Source organism: Candidatus Binatia bacterium (assembly GCA_029248525.1).
Taxonomy (GTDB): Bacteria; Desulfobacterota; Binatia; order UBA12015; family UBA12015; genus UBA12015.
Window position 1 is genome coordinate 1 of sequence record JAQWJE010000022.1, and the last position, 16,419, is coordinate 16,419.

Sequence of the window (16,419 nt, forward strand, 5' to 3'; positions counted from 1 at the left end):
ATCGCGCAGACGCTGCACGAGATCACCCACCCAGCCCATCTGTCGCTCGGCTCCGAGCGGCATATTGTAAAAAACGCCCGGCGAACCGGGTCCATGAATCATGAAGAGGTTCGGGAAGCCACTGATCGTCAGGCCCAGGTAGTTGTGGAAGCGATCTGTCCAGCGATCCTTGAGACTCACGCCGCCACGCCCTTTGGGGTTCAGCCGCAGCATCGATCCGCTGATCGCATCGTAACCGGTTGCCAGAACCAGCATATCGATCGGATGCTCTCCGGATCGGGTGACCACACTGGACTCGGTAAAGCGTTCGATGGGATCCTCTCGCAAATCCACCAACTCGACATTGTCCCGGTTATAGGCCTCGAAATACCCGTTTTCGAGCACCGGGCGCTTGGTCATCACAAAATGATCCGGCATCAACTTGTCGGCGACCTCCGGATCACGAACGGTCTCGCGAATCTTGGCGCGCACGAAGTCGGCCAGCGATTTGTTCGCCTCCTCGTCGAGCGCGATATCGTTGTAGCTCTCGAGGAAGAAGCCGAAACCGCCACGCTCCCATAGACGCCCGTACATTTCTTCGCGTTCCTCGGGTGTTGCCTCGACGGCCAACCGCGAATGATTATCGATCGGAAAGCCTCCGGGGTTCGCCAGCATCTTCCCCTTGATGGCATCCCATTCCGTTCGCGCCGCTTCCCTGTCTTCGTCGGTCAGGGCGCGGTTCCCGGCAGGAAAAGCGAATTGCGGTGTTCGCTGGAGGACCGTCACATGAGCGGCCTCCTTGGCGATCTCGGGCATGGCCTGAATCCCCGAGGAGCCCGTACCGATGACCGCGACGCGCTTGCCTTCAAAAGACACCGGCTCATGCGGCCATTGCCCTGTGTGATAGCACTCGCCAGAAAACTCCTTGATGCCGGGGATGTCCGGGAGGTTGGCCGTCGAGAGAGCACCCACCGCGCAGATCAGGAATTGAGCGGATGCGGTAACGCCCGTGCTGGTCGTCACCGTCCATCGTTGGGTCGACTCATCGTAGCGGGCACCCTGCACCCACGTCTCGAACTGGATGTCGCGACGCAGATGGAAGCGATCGGCGACGTGTTCGATATAATCCAGAACATCAGATTGCTCGGACTGGGTCTCTTTCCATTCCCAATCCTTCATCAAATCGTCCGAGAAGGTGTAGCAATAAAATGGACTCCCCGGACCATCAACGCGGGCCCCCGGATACCGATTATACCACCAGGTCCCACCCACGTCGGTGGCGCCATCATAGACGCGCACGGAGAGGCCCATCTCGCGCAGGTGATGCAGGGCATACATCCCACTGACACCGGCACCGATAATCACGGCGTCGTAGGTTTCAATCGATCCATTTTCAGGCGTAGTTTGCTTTTCGTTGCTCATTCCATATCTCCTGCCGACCGCGTCGCGGTCCTGCCTCCAGTGTGTCGCTCTCGGCAGAAAAATGCCAGTCCCGAGTGCAATCCATACCACCGGACATTCGGCTCAGGCCTCGCTGTCGGAAAATCCCCGAGGTAGATGGTCTCCCGTCTCATACTGCAGGTCACGGGGTGATTGACCATAAAGAGCTTGATGAGCAACGGCAGCTTCCCACCAGCTACCGGGGAAACACGCGCCCTCGAAGAATTCCTGGAGCGCAGCATGAGCCTGCAGGGCGAATCGATCGGCGTCGACAAGACCGACGCCCGTGCCCAGCCCAGGGAGGACCACGCGCTTGACCCGCGGATCAGCCGCCGCCGCACGTAACGCCGCACGCAACGCCAGATAGGGATTGATTGTGTCCTCAGGCAAAACAGCAGGCACCCGCATCGTCGGGGCGACAATCAAAAAGGGGAAGCTGTCGGGATGTTCGGTGTCGACAATCGTCGCCTGCCCGACCAGAAGTTCACCGTGGTAGTCTGCCGCCAGAACATCGCGGACGCGATCCTCGAGATCCTCACCGAGCAACTCGAGATAGAGCGCATCAATTCCCCCATCCATGAACCCAAAAGAATTCGCCGGCGAGACCAGCGCCGTGCCCTCGCCCGGAAAGTCGAATACGCTTGCATGAAAGGCCGAGACCCGACCCAGCGCCATCCAATCCTCGGAGGACATCAGGATACGTTCCTCCAGAGCCCTGTAGATCTCGATGCTCGTATCGGCCAGGACAATCTCGAAATTTTCCGCACTGCTCATCACGCACACCTCCTGTCAGGCAATTCCCCTGCCCGGGTCCGGGGATTCTCGAAAGAATCTCCCTGTTGTCGGCTTCGATTTCGCCCGGCTAGCGAAGCGCTTTCGCTCGTATCGTCTGCCCTTGGTGCCGTGCGGTCGCCGCTGTCCAAAGCTGCTGCGCAAGGAGTTCGATCTCCTCGCGCATGAAAACGCGCTCCTTCCACGACGCAGGGATCGAGGATGCCCCGTAGAAAGCACCCGCCAACTGGCCACAAATTGCGGCCGTTGTATCCGCGTCTTCACCCAGATTCGCAGCGCAGAGAACCGCTTCGCGATAACTTGCGGTGTTTGCAAAACACCAGATGGCCGCCTCGAGAGAGGACACGACATAACCTGACCCGCGGATCTCATCCATGCGCTTGTCTCGCCAACTCCCCTGCAAAACCTCGAGCACTGCGGGCGAAAGCGGGCGAGCATCCGGCCCCTGGGGTGGTGTTGTGGCAAGGATCGTTTCTCGATCGCAGCCTCGCAACGCCGCCACCAGAAACGTCGCATAGGCCCGGCACGCGTCAATGGGTTCGTCGGCTCCGTGTGTCACACGCGAGCTCTCCCCGGCAAAGTTTACAGCGGTCCGTTCGTCGCAAGCCCAGAAGAGGGCCACGGGGGCAAGACGCATGAGTGACCCGTTTCCTGCAGACCAGGCACCGTCCGGACCACTGAAGGCATCCCCCGTTTGCCGGAACCGATCGAGAGCTGTTGCCGTGGTATTTCCAATGTCGAAGCAATAATCCCGAGGTCCGGGCTGCCCGGTTTCACGCCAGGCGAGATAGCGCTCGGCCTGATCCTGCGGATCGAACCCGGCGCACGATATCAGGCTCCTCGCCAGACAGATCGTCAGCGAGGTATCATCCGTCCACTCCCCGGGCCGCAGCCCGAAGGGACCACCGCCCACCAGATTATCGATGGGCTCAAAGCTGCCACGCGGCTGGAACTCGAGAGTCGTGCCCAGGGCATCACCCGTTGCCAGTCCAAGCAGGCAGCCTTTCGCTCGATCCAGCGAACGAATCGACGGTTCCCGGACCGGGTTTGGTATCGCGTCGCGCAACATCTGCCCACCTCTCTGAATTGACTGCACTATGTCCTCAATTGAAGTCGCGCTGGTCGAGAGAGACTAAGCCCTTCCCTTTTTATTACCAACCGACTCAAGCCCGATCTTGACCAGCAAGCGAAGCATCATCGCGAGGCTGCGCTCCTGCTCATCGGCTAACTCCGCGACCTCGTCGTACATCTGCTCATCCATCCTGATCTGCTGCCGGAAGGTCATGGGCGTTTTCCCGATCGGCTTCCTTCCCTTGCGCACGGCTATTGTTGCCCTTGCATCACTCACCTTTTCTGCTGCTTGCATAAAAACTCCCTCCAAACCAGGTTAATGTCTTTTGACTATATCCGGTATTGCTCTTATTGTCAAGTTACTTTAAGTAGGAAGGGTGGAAGATACATCGGCAACCTCGGATCACGGCCTCAACTTTCCCAGCTTTGCGGTGACGGTCGATCTCGCGATCTTCACCGTCGCGCCTCGCGAGGAGGATGACGAAAGAGAACTTCAGGTGCTGCTGATTAGACGGGGGCCGGACCAGACGCCGCATAGCGGCGAATGGGCCTTGCCGGGCGGCTTCGTCGGACTCGAAGAAACTCTCGAAGAAGCCGCAGCTCGGCGCTTGAAGGAAAAGACCGGGATTATAATTTCGCAAAAGGACCTCAGGCAACTCCGGACCTTCGGCGACCCGGAGCGTGACAAGCGAGCGACAGCCGACCGGGTCGTCACGGTTGCCTACGCAAAACTGCAAGCTGGCTGTACAACCCCGAAACCCGCGGGTGGCGTTGCGGACGCTGCCTTCTTTCCCGTCGCCAGCATCAGCGATGTCGTCGACAAGCAGACTGCGAAAACAGTCCTCTCGGCCTTCGACCATTGGACCATTTTCCAGGCGGCGCTTGCACGCATTCGCAAGGATTTGGAAGAAACACCAATCGCAGTCGAATTCCTCAACCCGCAATTCACGATCTCCGAACTCCATGCCGTCTATCGGGCCGTCTGGGGAGAGGCCGTCCACCAGCTCGACCCCGCGAACTTCCGACGGCGCGTGTTGGCCATACAGAAGGGCAGCAGCGAAGACTCGGAGACCAGTTTCCTGAAGGCCATCTTTCAGGAGAAGAAAGGGCCGAAAGGCGAAGCTCTACCTGCCACCAAACGGGGCAAGGGGCGGTCCGCTGCGCTCTATGAATTCGGCGGCATCGACAAGCTCGAACCGCCCTACCGAATGCCGATTCGTATGCCGCAAAAATCCCACTCGCAGAATGGAAAGGACTGAAGCCTCCCCACCCCCTCCCGGCTCAGCTCCTGGCAGGCTGCGGCAGGGCCTCACTACAGTGCCTCCATCGGTCGAGGTCAGCCAGATGCGGGTGCTCCGAGGATCATCGCAGCAATCTGCTGGCGATGATGCGCCGGGGTTCCGAAAGCCACCCGCGACGCCATGGCGCGCCGACGGAACAGGTGGGCGTCGCATTCGTCGGTAAAGCCGAACCCCCCGTGAAATTGAATCGCGCGAGAGGTGGCAAAACCATAGGCCTCGTCGGCGGCGACCCGTGCCATCCGCGCCAGCAACGGCGCGTCTCCATTTTTCTGGTCCAGCGCGCAAGCAGCCGCATAGACCAGCGAGCGCGCCTGCTCCACCGCGATCAAAACGTTGGCCAGTGGATGTTTGATCGCCTGAAAAGCCCCGATCGGCTTGCCAAATTGCTCGCGCTCGGCCGCATAGCGAGCCGTCATATCCAATGCCGCGGACGCGCCTCCGACCGATTCGGCAGCCATCGCTGCCCACGCCAGAGGTAGAAAATCCTCTTCAACCGACCCGGCGTCCGCCTCGAGGATCGCCTCAGGCACCACGCCGTCAAGCTGCAACCGGCCCTGCGCACGCGTCGGGTCCAACGTTGTCTCGCTTTCTCGCGACAAACCTTCGGCGGTCGCCGAAACCACCGCCAGCACAACGCCGCCGTTGCGCCTGCACGGCAACAGAAAGGCATCGGCGGTATCGCCCGCCCAGACGAATGCCCGATCGCCGGAAAGCCGGCCGCCGCGATCTTCCAATCCGGTGTCCGCCATATGCCAGGCGCCGCCTGCATCCGTGGGCGCCCAGGCCATCCGCACCTCACCGCTGACCAGCCGCGGCAGCCAGAACGCTTTTTGTGCTGCGGACCCGGCCGCGCCGATCAAGGCAGCAGAAAACAACTGCCCCAATAGCGGGGCCGCGAGCAGAACCCGACCCGACTCCTCCACCAGAGAAACCAACTCGACAGCACCAAGCGCCGCCCCGCCGTAGACCGCGTCAGTCCCCAAGCCGAACCAGCCACCTTCGGCCAACTCCTTCCAGATCGCCGGATCATCACGACCCCCATCGGCGATCCACCCGCGCAGGGCACCCAGAGGCGCTCGTGCCTCCAGAAGCCGTCGGGCTTCCTCGCGCAACATCGTTTGATCCTCGCTGAAGGCAAGGCGTGTCGAGATCGAATCGAGAGTCATCATTTCGTCTTCGGCAGTCCCAGGACTTTTTCGCCCAGAATGTTTCGGACAATCTCGGAGGTTCCCCCCGCGATCGTGCCCGCATAGCTGTTGAGGTAGGCGCGCTGCCATTCGCCTTCGGCGACCGCAGCCGTATCTCCCTTGTTCAGAGTGCCGGCATAGCCCTGCAATTCGCACCCAAAATCCGCGACCGCCTGCGCATATTCTGTTCCCGCAACTTTCGACATCAGCGGCAGGGCCAACGGTCGGTCCGCCACCAAGCCCGGGATCCGAGCGCGCTGGCCCGAGAAACGAAGCGCCATTGCATCGATCGCAAACCCGACCAGCCGGTCGCGTACCTCGGGCTCATCAATGCAGGTCCCACCATCCCGACGGGTCGTGCGCGCCAGATCAATGGCGGCTGTGACGTCAAATGTGGCGCCCATATCGCCACCGGCGGCACCTTCGGAAGCACCGCGTTCGAAGCTGAGGGTCGCCAGAGCAATCTCCCAGCCCTGCCCTTCCTGCCCGAGAAGACAATCTCCGGGGAAGCGCGCGTCGCCGAAAAAGATCTGGTTGAAACCGCCCTCGCCCGTGATCTTGGTCAGCGGTGCGACCTCGACGCCTTCGGTTTTCATGGGCGAGAGGAAATACGAGATCCCGGCATGCTTGGAGGCTTCCGGGTCAGTTCGAGCGAGCAGGATCATCTGGTCGGCAAAGCGCCCCAAAGACGTCCAGACCTTGTGTCCATTAACGATCCATTGGTCACCGTCGCGCACTGCGCGAGTTTGCAGAGAGGCCAGATCACTGCCCGCCGACGGCTCGCTGAAACCCTGACACCAGATTTCGTCGGCGCGCAGAATTTTCGCGATATATCGTTTTTTCTGCGCCTCGGTACCGTAGGCCAGGATCACCGGTCCCGCCCATGCCAGACCGACCAGATTGATCAGAAAGGGAACCCCCGCGCGACTCATCTCCTGGCTCACAATGCGCTGGTGGCCGGGCCCTCGCCCACCGCCGCCATAGGCAGCGGGCCACTCGACTCCAACGAAACCTGCGTCATAGACCCGGGCCTGCCAATCTCGCAGGTAAGCAAACTGCTCGTCGCTATCGACAAAAAGCATCCCCTGCGGCAGGGCGAAGGCAGGTGCGGGCGGCTGGTTATTCTCCATCCAGGCGCGCACCTCCTGCCGATATTCGCTCAGGTCTGTCGGATCTTCCATTCTTGAACTGTCTGCCATGCCTTGAAGCCTCTCGCGCTCGTGTCGCCCCGCCGAATCGAAATCGTCGAGAATTAAAGCAAGAAAATCAAGATACCGGCGACAAATCCAGCCGGGCGCGCCGCGCCAAGCCTTGACCTGTGTTGTTCCTGCAAATAGGTGGACGTGGGTGGTCAGAGGCGAGAAACCCCGGACCTCAAAGTCCTGAATTCTGACAACCAACCTCAATCACGGCGAAACATCGCCTTGCCTTTCCCGGCAAGGCGGCCCCATCAGGAGAAAACCTCGATGCTGCAGAAGATGCTGACCACCACGATGATTACCCTGCTAGCTGCCACAATGAGTTTCGCTCAGGGCCCACCGGTCCCGGCAGGTGAAGGCGCATTCATGACCGTCACGGTACAAACCGACGACGTCAAAGCCTATCGCGACTTCCTCAAAGCCAACCCCAAAGCCTACGAGGCCACCGGTGCCGATGCCGGCGGGATCTGTATCGTCAAAAGCGGCCAGCGCTTCCCCGGCGAAGCATTCGTCTGGGCGGCCTATCCCAGCCTGGAGAAGGCACTCGCGACCATCGAGACTCTCGAACACGGCGCGGCCACTCCCAAAATCAAGAAACTTCGCACCATCAAATACATCGCCGCCTGGAAGCCGTTGATCCCCTTCACTCTCGCGCCCGGCTTCGAGCGCGTGCAACGCGTCAAGATCGCCCCCGAGAACGTGAACGCCTACCGCGAGGGAATCGCCAAACTGGAGGCGGACATTAACAAAGGTGGTCATCCCGACTACGAGATGGGCATGTTTCAAGCGATCGGCGGCGGCCCCGAGGAAGCTGGAATCTTCATGATCCGCGGGATCAGCCCGACCGGCGCGGCGTACGGCAAGCTGGCCGACGAATATTACCTCGGCGCGCCTTGGGCCGCGAGCAATTTCCAATCTGTCGGTGGCGGGAAGCAGCCCAAGATGGAGGCTATGGTGCAAGACACCGTGAACGACAGCATCGAGGTCTGCGAGCAGCTTTACACAAAGGGATAAGTCGCGAGCCTCCGATTCGGCTCTGGAACTGCGACGGGGCTTCGTATACGGATTGCGTGATGCGCATCTGCCGCAGGGGATCTCCATGAACCCGAGAAAAATCCTGTCCACCGTCGCCCTGACGCTGACAATGCTGGCGCTCGAGATCCCCAACTTGGGGCCGTCGACGGCAGGCGCCGAGCCGCCTTTTTTTGGCACGATCTTTATCGACCCGGATATCATCACGGCCTCGGATCCGACGGCATTTCTGGATGCCGTCTACACCGGGCGTGGCCAGCGCCTGATGTTCGATCGCCGAACAAACGGCTGGGTATGGTACAACGCTTACCTCTTTCAGGCCACCTACGATGACGGTCTGAGCGCCGAGATCCAGGTCAACCCCGAATTTGGCAGCATGCCCGAAGCAGAAATCGAGGCACTCAAATACGGCGAAGTTGTCGGCCGCCTGCCCACGTCTCTGCGCCTCCGGGTAGAGACCTTCTGGATTCATAAGGGCGTCAATCCGTTCGGTGGGGGGAACAACAACCTGCTCATCCACACCGGGCGGGGCGAATTATATGAAGCAAGCGGCATCCTCGAGGAAACCTTTGTCCACGAGGCAGCCCACACTTCACTCGACCCCATCCACGCCAATGCGAGCGCGTGGCTTGCCGCCCAGAGTGCTGACCCCGATTTCATTTCGACCTATGCCGAATCCTATCCCGGGCGAGAGGATATCGCCGAAAGCTTCCTGCCCTACCTTGCCGTGCGCTACCGACCCGAGCGCATCACCCAGGAATTGGCCGACACCATTGAGCAGACGATCCCCCATCGGATCGACTACTTCGATGCGATGGACTTTGACGCCTACCCGATCGCCTCGATATGCGGCAACGGCCAGCTGGAACCCGGTGAGATCTGCGATGACGGAAATCTCAATGGCACCGGCAGCAGCTGCTGCACGAAGGTGTGCGCGTTCAAACCCGACGGAGCCGCCAGTTGTGATGGCAACCTCTGTACCCGAACCGACACCTGCGTGAGCGGCGTCTGTTCGGCGGGGCCATGCGCCGCCGAGGCGCCGTGCTCGGTATGCGGCGGGACCTGCATGCTGCAAGCGGGCGCCTGCGACTGCCAGTATTAGTGCCATCCATCCCGGCAGAACGAGTCAGAGGGAATCGGACAGAAGACCGGCGCTCAAAACTGGGCAATCAATGCTGGCGCTCCGAGTTCGGTCAGGGAGCTACCGAACGGCCCTCGTTCTCGTAGCGATTTTGCAGCCAGAGGAAGACCAGCCCCATCAGCGGCAACAACAGATCGGTCCAGAAGATCACCCCGGCATTCCCGGGAGCGAAATTCCTCTCGCTAATCATGCTCTGAATATGGACCCCCGCAGCCCCCCAGAGAAAAGACGCCACCGGCAGTATCGCCGCAAAACGCATCTGGATACCTTTCCACGGCGCGATCACACCGACCATTCCGAACCCGATACTCGCAAAACCGAGCTCGATCTGGAACGGGCTATTCGCCCAGCCAATCAGTTCGGCTGCCATTTTGGGCATGGCCGCGTGGAAGAAACCATTATAGAGGAAGGAACAGCCAATCGAGAAAAAGAGGAACCAGAAGAAAAACTTCTCGACCACCACGGGCGCGGCGAGTGGTCGCGGTGACCGGGCGATTCCGGCAAGGGAGAAGACCGCGCCAATCACAAGAAAGGTCAAGGTAAAATTACCCATCACAAAGGCAATGAAGCCGTCCATAAGCCCTCCCGGGTCCAGAAAGAAAATATCCGGCACGAAGCGGGAATCGCTTCGCCACCCATCCCGATGCTTTGACTCCTTTCTCCGAGAGGGTCAAATCGTAAAAGACTTGATCCAAAAGCACCTCAACCGACGGTAGCCGATTGGTCGCTCCCTATCGGCGGGTGACTCTCACCGGCAAGTCCACATATCCGTTCACAAACGACGAGAAAGTTCTTTCCGGCTCACCCTGAACCTCGATACGCTTGAATCTCCGGAGAACTTCCTCCCACAAGATGCGCAATTGCAGCTCGGCCAGTCGACTGCCCATACAAAAGTGGATGCCGTACCCGAACGAGAGGTGACGATCTGCATTATGACGCTCGAGGTCGATCGCATCGCCATGATCGAAAACGTCCTCATCCCGGTTTGCGGATAAAAACCACATCAGGAGCTGGTCTCCCTCCCGGATTTTCTTGTCGCGCAGTTCGCAGTCGACCATCGCCGTCCGCCGCATATAGGACAGTGGCGTCTGCCAGCGAATGATCTCGGGCACCAGGTTCGCCACGAGGTCCGGATTCTCAATGAGCTTGTCGTATTGATCGGGGAATTTATTCAACCCGTAGACACTTCCGGTCATCGTATTGCGGGTTGTGTCGTTCCCGCCGACGATCAGCAGCAGAAGGTTGCCGAGGTGAGCGAGCGTCGGCATATCACGGGTCGCTTCCCCGTTGGCGAGCATCGAAACCAGATCAAAGCCCGGCTTCTCGCGCCGCTGGGTCCAGAGGCCTTCGAAATACGCCACGCATTCCATCAGCTCATCGATCTTCTGCTGTTGGGTCTCGACGATCCCGCCGGGGCCCGGGACGGCAAAAACGATATCGGACCATCGCGTAAGCTTGCGTCGGTCCGGCAGCGGAAAGTCAAAGAGCGTCGCGAGGAGCAAGGTCGTGAGCTCGACCGATACGGTATCGACCCAATCGAAGGTCTCTCCTTCCGGCAAGGATTCAAGCACCTTCACGGTGCGCTCCCGGATCTGGGGTTCCAGTTTGGGAAGATTCCGGGGCGCGGACACCGCACGCACGGTTTGGCGCTGCTCGTCGTGCGTCGGGGGGTCCATCGAAATAAACGAGGTCAGTGGCTCCGCAGCGAAATCTTGTTCCGGCGAACGTGGCGGTCCGAGGGTGATTCCCTCAGCCGAGGAGAACCGCTGCCAATCACTATCTACCGCCCGCACATCGTCGTATTTGGTGATCGACCAATAGCGCCCGGCCGACTCGAGCTCGTTGAAGTGGATCGGGTCCTCGGCCCGCAATCGCGCGAAATGTTCGTGCCAGCGGTTTTCCCGGAACAGATGGGGGTTGGCCAAATTGATCTCGTCCAGAGCGAGGTCGGCTGCCCCTGACACACCGCCACCGGCCTCGGCCATCTCCATCTCCGGTGTCCAGACGTTCGGGTCCAGAAAATCAGCTGTCTTCTCGTCCTGCTCGCTCATGATCGTCGCTCCTGCGCCTTGTCGTCCCTTCAAACCTAAAACGAATCACGCCACTTCTCGCCAGCCCAGGCCCATTCTCAACCCACGCCAACGCCGCAATCCTCGCAAACGTATGGGGATTCGTGGCTGCCGCCCGCCTCAACATCCTCGAACTCATAATGACGCCGACCGCTCGACTCGAAACATTCCGGACAGTAGGAATCCGCAAGCTCCTCGCGGGAAACGGTCAGGTGGCACCGGCAGCACCGCCGCTTTATCTCGACGGGAACAAGCACCAATGTCGCGTGTCTACAGGAATCCATGGCTTCGGGGTCTCAACTCTGAATCGCAAGATCCCTTACGTTAAGCCTCTTTACGGGTGCTTACAATCCGATCCGCCGCCTGGGTGAAACCCGGCCATCAACGCGCCCAAGGAGGACTCCCGACCGGATCGCGCATCAATCGACGCGCCACGACCATGCGGTGGACTTCGTCGGGGCCATCATAGATGCGCGCATAGCGAGCCTCGCGATACATCTGCTCCAGGGGCGTGTCGGCCGTCACTCCCAGGGCTCCATGCACCTGAATCGCGCGATCAATCACATTATGCAGCATACGTGCGCCCCAGAACTTGATCAGCGAGATCTCGATCCGGGCCTCCTCGCCCGAGTCGAGCACGCGTGCTGCATCGAAGGTCATCAGACGCGACGCCTGAATTTCGGCGGCTGACTCCGCGACATAGCGCTGGATCTCGCCTTTTTCGGCCAGCAGAGATCCGTGCGCATGGCGCGTATTGGCGCGCTCGCACATCAACTCGAACGCGCGCTGCGCCTGGCCCAGCCAACGCATGCAATGAAAGATCCGGCCCGGACCCAGACGTTTCTGTGCGATCACGAACCCGGCACCACGTTCGCCAAGCAGGTGGTCTCGGGGCACCCGCACGTCAGTCAGGCGGATCTCGCAATGCGCGCCGTGAGTCGTCCCCATGGTTGGCACCACACGCACGAGTTCATAGCCCGGCGTATCGGTGGGCACGATAATCGAGGAAAACTTCGCGTGGCGACCGGCTTCCGGTTCGGTCTCGCAAAAGACCGTGGTGAAGGCCGCGCGGTTGGCACCCGAGGTAAACCATTTATGCGCATTGATGACCCATTGGTCGCCATCCAGACGCGCACTTGCCTGCATCAGAGTGGGGTCGGATCCGGCGACTTCCGGCTCGGTCAAGCCGACGGACGGATAGATCTCGCCGGCGACCAACGGCTGCAGCCAGCGCTCTTTCTGCTCGGCGTTGCCATAGAGATGCAACATGATCGAGTCCTGCATCGAGAGCGAGCCGACGGCCATCTGGCCGAAATGCGACCGGCCGATGACCTCGTTCATCTCGGCGAATGCCAGAAACGGCAACCCGCCCCCGCCGATCTCCTCGGGGTGGCCGAGCGCCCAGAGGCCGGCATCCTTGGCGCGCGCCTTGAGCTCTTCCATCTTCGCATCGGCCGCCTCGTCGTGCCCGTTCAAAACCGGCTCGGCGGGAATCACCTCTTCGTCGATGAAGCGTTTGAACCGCGCCTTGATCTGCGCGACTTCCTCCGAGCTGACCTCACGAAATTTCAATTCCATCATCGACGTGCGCCCCTTTCGGTTTTCGAATGCGACAAGACCGCACTCAATTCCTGCACGTCGGAGATAGCCTTTCCGGATCGTTGTGCAATAGCCGGGTTGCGGAACGGTTTTGGCCTACTCTGCCGCTGAAATATCGGTTGGGAGAGACTGACACTCGCAGGTTTCGGGCTTGGTCGGATCACAAGGTCGAGGCTCGAACTGGCAGCCTTTTTGGGGATGGCATGTGTCGCGAGTGCACGTAGAACAATCCATGCAGGGTTCCCTGGGGATAAAATCGCACTCTCCCTGCCTGCATAAATCCTCCGTGCATACATTGTCGTCATCGCAACCGATATAGGGAGAACGGATGCACAACTTCGTTGTCTCGTCACACGCATCGACAGTACAGAGATCACCGTCGTCGCATTGCGCAGCCTCTCGCACCGAATGGACGTGAACTCTTTTCTTTGTGCGTAGAGCATCTTCGAATATTCTTCCACGTGCTGATTCGCCCGAAACGGAACCCTCACGGAACACGCTCTCGGCATCGAGATCGCTGCCGCCCCGCGGATCAATCGCTTGAGACCTTCGCCATCAAAATCCGCGTCGGGAGCAAATTCGAGTTGGTCAACGACCTCGCCCCCGGCCCGCATCAGCGCCAGACCCGCCGAACTCCGCCGGTCCATATCCGCACGTGTCTCACCCGGGCGCATCTTGTTCGATTCGCCTCCATACGCAAACCAGGAAGCGCAACTCCCAGAAGTATACAGAACAATCCCCTCCTCGCTGGCAAGACAGCCAACGTAGGACCCCTTCACGTCAACCGAAGGAGACTCGAAAGAACCGAAACTCCACCACAATCGGCCTTCGGACGTCTCGAGAAAACCGACGGATCAGCCTCCCCGGTCTCAAAAGGACCGTCAGCCACCTCCATCGCTATCCCTGGCCACGCCGTTAAAAGAAACCCCGTTGAAAATACCAACGCAAAAAACCAGACCAACCCATAGGACCGTCTCATTCTATTTGCACCTCCATCCGGTAGGACCAACCCTCAGGAGGTGGCGATCGGGTGTCAACAAAAATATATTTCGAGGCCCGCTAGTTGGTGATTCGCAACCAGTCGCGGGAAGTGCCGGTTCGGTTATTTCTGGATATCGTAGGAGACCACGACCGTGACATTCTCGCGCGGTACGCGGACGCCATTTTCAACCCGGGGTCGGTAGCGCCATTGCGCGAGCGCCGCCAGAGCACTTTCGTCAAACAGGCCTGCGGGCTCGGACTCCATGACGACCGCATCCTGCACGCGACCGTTTTCATCAATCGCGGAAGCAAGCCCGACCCAGCCCTCCGAGGCGTCCTTTCATCGGACATCCAGAGGATGCGGCGCCTGGCGCGAGAAACGGCCTGGAGATTTCCTCCGAGTTGACAGAAAATCGGGCACGGCCTATCAAAATTCCACGGTGGCATGACCTGATATGGAGCAAGAATCGAGTGGCCCAAGCCCTGCCGTTTCCGGACGACGGGAGCGTAACGTCGAGGCACGACGCCAACAGATCCTTCAGGCCACGCGAACACTCCTGAGCCGTGGCGGTATCGGGGCACTCTCGATGCGTAAAATCGCGGAAGAGGCCGACCTCAGTGTCAATACGCTCTACAACCTATGGGGCACCCGGGAAGAAATTCTCCGCGCCCTGACCCTCGACGCTCGAGATCGCATGAAGGCGACGCTCTCGATCAACCCCTCCCCCGAGGATCCGATCGAGTATTGCCGAACCCTCGTGCAGCATGCGATCCGCGAGACCTGCCGGCAGCACGACTTCTTCCGGCCGATGACTCTCGCCTGGCTTGAGGGTGAAATCGCCGGAAGGCGCTCCCCTGTCGAACCCATGGAACATTCCATCGAGATCCTGACGGGAATTCTCGAGACGGCCCGGCAACGCGGCCTGCTCGCGGAGCCGGTCAATTGCATGCAGGTCGCATGGCAAATTGAGCATGGGTCGCAGTTTGCATCGGTGCAATGGGCCCTGGGCAGGATCGACGATGCCCACTTCGAAGCGCGTGCTCTCTACGGCCTCAATCTCGCTTTTCTGGGGATCGTGCGCCACGAGCTGCGACCCGAGATTCAGGAAAAACTCGGGGAACTCGAGAGCAAGCTTCAAACGGCTTTTCCCGCCGACAGCAACGCTTCCTCCTGACGACCACTGGAGTCGCCCGTCCTACTGACGAAGCTCGGCGCCCGCGCTTCCGGACCGGTCCACCCACGGGAAGTCCTCCTCCCGGTAGGTCTCGGGGTCGCGAAAGCGCGCCTGTTCGACGGCCTTGTAGACCGCCTTGAAAGAAGGAGGCAGAGGCTCGACACCAATGCGGCGAGCCAATTCGTCGTTGTAGGCAAATTGGGCGTCGCCCTGCTGCAGAAAATGCCGCTGCGCGACCCCGGCCGCTCGTTGTTCGGCGGCACGCGCGCCAGCGAGCCCCTCGCGCTCGGCGCGGTCGGGCAAGGCAATCCGCCCCCCCAGCATGCCGGCGTAAAATTTCGCCTGAAGCTCATATTGGGGAAATGGCACGATATGGTTGCCCAGGCCGATGAGCCCCAGAGACGGCGCGCGCGCCGCAAGCAGATCCAGAAAGAGCGGATGGATCCAGTTGTCCTCGACAGTCACGACGGGTGACGCAACTCCCGCGGGATCGAGGAAGGGCAGACGGTACTCATAACCGGTACAATAAATCAGTGTGTCGATATCCTCGATGCGACCTTCTCCCGACAATACAGCTGTGGCCCCGCCTTCCAATGAGGTGATCGGCGGGCTGAGAGAGATATTGTCGCGGCCAAAGAGGGGCTGCTGCTGCTCGACACCACGAGCACAGAGGTAGACCTCCCGAGCGCATTTGCCGATCTCGAACGCGATATCGATACCCGACGCTCGGGCCCCGAGAAGGACCACCTTTTGATCGCGATATTTTTCGGGATGCCGGTAGGAATGGCTATGGAGCTGGGAGGCCTTGAACAAACCAGCACCGGGGAGATCGGGAACCCGAGGAAATGCGTAATGCCCGTTCCCGATCGCGACAGCGCGGAATTCTTCGTCGCGCCTGGCCCCGCTGGCGTCGGTCGCAGAGATGCGCCAGCTGGCGGGCTCGTCACCCCTGTTACCCCTGTCGGTCCAGACATTTCCCGATGCATCCAGCGGCACCAGGGTCTCGACCCGGCACTGGAAGCGAATTCGATCGGCAAGATGGAATCGCTCGGCGTAACGCTCGAGGTAGCGCAGGACATCCACATGGGGTGGGAAGCGGAGTCCTTTGTCGCGCCGCTCGGGCCCGCCCTCCCCGCCTTCTTCCACCGCATCGAACGGAAACTCGCGAAAGGCCATCAGGTCGCGGGGAAGGTTGGTACGCAGATCGGCATACATCGAGGTATGCACGCGATATCGATCGGGATCCCGGCCCAGAGGGTCCGATTCCAGATCCTCGGTATAAACCCATGTGCCGCCGAGGCGGGACTCGGCCTCGAAAATCACGGGCTCAAACCCCTCCAGCGCAAGCTGGCGCGCGACCGCAAGCCCCGCCGCCCCCGCGCCAATCACGGCTACTTTTTCCGTCGGCTCCATCGCAGATCAGCTAAACGGCCAACGCCAGCCGAAATCAAGA

The 16,419-nt window shown here is 60.3% G+C and carries 15 protein-coding genes and 1 pseudogene; 4 read left to right on the top strand and 12 right to left on the bottom strand.

Annotation, left to right across the window (positions count from 1 at the left end):
• The 4 genes from P8K07_05260 to P8K07_05275 form a co-directional block, all read right to left on the bottom strand.
• Positions 1 to 1,401 (bottom strand): NAD(P)/FAD-dependent oxidoreductase (locus tag P8K07_05260; protein ID MDG1957932.1); only part of this gene is annotated, 1,401 nt, incomplete at its 3' end.
• A 102-nt stretch (positions 1,402 to 1,503) separates the two neighbouring features.
• The gene (locus P8K07_05265) at positions 1,504 to 2,193 is read right to left on the bottom strand and encodes a macro domain-containing protein (GenBank protein MDG1957933.1); all 690 of its coding nucleotides are present in this window, start codon (positions 2,191 to 2,193) and stop codon (positions 1,504 to 1,506) included.
• An 88-nt stretch (positions 2,194 to 2,281) separates the two neighbouring features.
• Entirely contained in the window at positions 2,282 to 3,280 is a 999-nt protein-coding gene (locus P8K07_05270; protein MDG1957934.1) for an ADP-ribosylglycohydrolase family protein, read from the bottom strand.
• Between the two features lie 63 nt (positions 3,281 to 3,343).
• On the bottom strand, positions 3,344 to 3,577 hold the full coding sequence (locus P8K07_05275) for a hypothetical protein (GenBank protein ID MDG1957935.1): 234 nt from the start codon (positions 3,575 to 3,577) through the stop codon (positions 3,344 to 3,346).
• Between the two features lie 82 nt (positions 3,578 to 3,659).
• On the opposite strand from P8K07_05275, the gene P8K07_05280 reads away from it, so the two are divergent.
• Positions 3,660 to 4,541, top strand: coding sequence for an NUDIX domain-containing protein (locus P8K07_05280; GenBank protein ID MDG1957936.1), 882 nt, complete (start codon positions 3,660 to 3,662; stop codon positions 4,539 to 4,541).
• Between the two features lie 77 nt (positions 4,542 to 4,618).
• Here P8K07_05280 and P8K07_05285 read toward each other — a convergent pair whose 3' ends face one another.
• Together P8K07_05285 and P8K07_05290 are read right to left on the bottom strand one after the other, a co-directional pair.
• Positions 4,619 to 5,752, bottom strand: coding sequence for an acyl-CoA dehydrogenase family protein (locus tag P8K07_05285; protein ID MDG1957937.1), 1,134 nt, complete (start codon positions 5,750 to 5,752; stop codon positions 4,619 to 4,621).
• Positions 5,749 to 6,969, bottom strand: a complete 1,221-nt coding sequence (locus tag P8K07_05290; GenBank protein MDG1957938.1) for an acyl-CoA dehydrogenase family protein — start codon at positions 6,967 to 6,969, stop codon at positions 5,749 to 5,751. The genes P8K07_05285 and P8K07_05290 overlap by 4 nt, the downstream gene beginning before the upstream one ends.
• 267 nt (positions 6,970 to 7,236) lie before the next feature.
• Here P8K07_05290 and P8K07_05295 point away from each other — a divergent pair, with 267 nt between their 5' ends.
• Together P8K07_05295 and P8K07_05300 are read left to right on the top strand one after the other, a co-directional pair.
• Positions 7,237 to 7,983, top strand: coding sequence for a hypothetical protein (locus P8K07_05295; protein MDG1957939.1), 747 nt, complete (start codon positions 7,237 to 7,239; stop codon positions 7,981 to 7,983).
• Positions 7,984 to 8,068: 85 nt separating this feature from the next.
• Positions 8,069 to 9,103: a hypothetical protein gene (locus P8K07_05300; GenBank protein ID MDG1957940.1), complete on the top strand. Its 1,035-nt coding sequence runs from the start codon at positions 8,069 to 8,071 to the stop codon at positions 9,101 to 9,103.
• A gap of 91 nt (positions 9,104 to 9,194) precedes the next feature.
• Here P8K07_05300 and P8K07_05305 read toward each other — a convergent pair whose 3' ends face one another.
• The 5 genes and pseudogenes from P8K07_05305 to P8K07_05325 all read right to left on the bottom strand — a co-directional run bounded on the left by P8K07_05305 (position 9,195) and on the right by P8K07_05325 (position 14,107).
• Positions 9,195 to 9,755: a hypothetical protein gene (locus tag P8K07_05305; GenBank protein MDG1957941.1), complete on the bottom strand. Its 561-nt coding sequence runs from the start codon at positions 9,753 to 9,755 to the stop codon at positions 9,195 to 9,197.
• 118 nt (positions 9,756 to 9,873) lie between these two features.
• A complete protein-coding gene (locus P8K07_05310) occupies positions 9,874 to 11,193 on the bottom strand; it encodes a cytochrome P450 (protein ID MDG1957942.1) in 1,320 nt (439 codons plus the stop codon).
• A 77-nt stretch (positions 11,194 to 11,270) separates the two neighbouring features.
• Positions 11,271 to 11,495 (bottom strand): hypothetical protein, encoded by a 225-nt coding sequence (locus P8K07_05315; protein MDG1957943.1) that lies wholly within the window; start codon positions 11,493 to 11,495, stop codon positions 11,271 to 11,273.
• 97 nt (positions 11,496 to 11,592) lie between these two features.
• On the bottom strand, positions 11,593 to 12,792 hold the full coding sequence (locus tag P8K07_05320) for an acyl-CoA dehydrogenase family protein (GenBank protein ID MDG1957944.1): 1,200 nt from the start codon (positions 12,790 to 12,792) through the stop codon (positions 11,593 to 11,595).
• 1,120 nt (positions 12,793 to 13,912) lie between these two features.
• Positions 13,913 to 14,107 (bottom strand): annotated as a pseudogene (locus P8K07_05325) (TonB family protein).
• Positions 14,108 to 14,246: 139 nt separating this feature from the next.
• On the opposite strand from P8K07_05325, the gene P8K07_05330 reads away from it, so the two are divergent.
• Positions 14,247 to 14,966 carry a TetR/AcrR family transcriptional regulator gene (locus tag P8K07_05330; protein ID MDG1957945.1) on the top strand — a complete coding sequence of 240 codons (720 nt, stop codon included), beginning with the start codon at positions 14,247 to 14,249 and terminating at the stop codon, positions 14,964 to 14,966.
• 21 nt (positions 14,967 to 14,987) lie between these two features.
• Here the strand turns inward: P8K07_05330 and P8K07_05335 are convergent, their stop codons facing one another.
• Complete coding sequence (locus P8K07_05335; GenBank protein ID MDG1957946.1) at positions 14,988 to 16,379, bottom strand: NAD(P)-binding domain-containing protein; 1,392 nt, start codon at positions 16,377 to 16,379, stop codon at positions 14,988 to 14,990.
• Positions 16,380 to 16,419 lie beyond the last annotated feature (40 nt).